At 66.7% G+C, this 1458-nt stretch carries 1 protein-coding gene; it reads left to right on the top strand.

What is annotated here, in order from left to right:
• Positions 1-150: 150 nt before the first annotated feature.
• Positions 151-1458, top strand: a 1308-nt coding sequence (locus tag AB4Y77_RS22935) for an HNH endonuclease (protein WP_442015457.1), incomplete at its 3' end; no start/stop codon positions are given.

Genomic DNA, 1458 nt, shown 5'->3' with positions numbered 1-1458 from the left:
CCTGCGAGAGTTGGGGGTATGAAGCAGATCCGGGAGAGGCAAGCGAAGACGGCGTTGTCCGCTGTGCCTCGTCCTGCTTTGTCTCAAGGGGTGGATCAAGCTGGGACCATCAGTGGTGATTTGATTGGTCAGTTGCGGGTGTTGGAGGAGATGAAGTCGGCCATCGCCGGCCTGCAGGCGCAGATTGCTGTGGCGTTTGATCTGGCGCAGCGGGCTGAGCAGGCCGAGGCCGGGATGCCCGTAGCGGAGCGTGGCAAGGGTGTCGGTGCGCAGGTGGCGTTGGCACGGCGGGAATCACCCAACCGGGGCTCGAGGTTGTTGGGCCTGGCCAAGGCCCTGGTCACGGAGATGCCGCGCACCCTGGCGGCGTTGAACTCGGGCCAGTTGAACGAGTGGCGGGCGACGCTGCTGGTGAAGGAAACAGCGTGTTTGTCCGTGGAGGACCGGGCCGCGGTGGATGCCGAGCTCGCCGCTGATGCCGGGACTTTCGACGGTTTCGGTGACCGGGCCTTGGTCGCTGCCGTGAAAGCGGCCGCGTACCGGCGTGATCCGCGCTCGGTGGCGCAGCGGGCCAGCCACGCCGCGACGGAACGGACCGTGAGTCTGCGCCCGGCACCGGACACCATGGCCTATCTGACAGCGCTGCTGCCGGTGGGCCAGGGCGTTGCAGCCTATGCGGCGTTGACCCGTGCTGCTGATGCTGCCCGTTCCAGTGGGGATTCCCGGGGCCGTGGCCAGGTCATGGCCGACACCCTGGCCGAACGCCTCACCGGCACACCCGGCGCGGTAGCCGGGGTTGAACTCCAGCTCGTCATGACGGACCGGACCCTGTTCCAAGGCGATGCCGAACCGGCCCGGCTCCACGGCTACGGCATCGTCCCCTCGCAGTGGGCCAGGACCCTGATCGGGGCAAAAGAACCCAGAGAACGGACCGGACGCAATGGGCCGGCCAAGATCGGGCAGGTCCGTGGGCCAGGGCAGCAGGAATCGGGCCGGGCAGGGAGCCGTAGCGAACAGCGGCCTGACATTGATCAGTCGTTCGACCTCCGTAACTTCGCCGAACCGGATCCGAAGAACAATGGGCCGGTGCCGGAGGATGAGCAGGACTTCACGGTCTGGGTCCGGCGGCTCTACACCGCACCCGGGAGCGGGGAACTGATGGCCATGGACTCCAAAGCCCGGCTCTTCCCGCACCGACACCGGCGATTCATCCAAGCCCGGGACCACACGTGCCGGACGCCGTACTGCGACGCGCCCATCCGGCACATCGACCACATCGTGCCCTGGCACTTAGGCGGAACCACCACCTTGGACAACGGCGCAGGACTCTGCGAAGCCTGCAACCACACCAAAGAAAACCCCGGCTGGACCGCAGAAGCCCTGCCCGCAGCAACCATGCCCGCCGACACCCACACCCTGAACATCAGCACACCCACCGGACACACCTACCAATCCAAA

The organism is Paenarthrobacter sp. YAF11_1 (assembly GCF_052113445.1).
Classification (GTDB): Bacteria; Actinomycetota; Actinomycetes; order Actinomycetales; family Micrococcaceae; genus Arthrobacter.
This window is presented reverse-complemented; position numbering and strand designations above follow the sequence as displayed.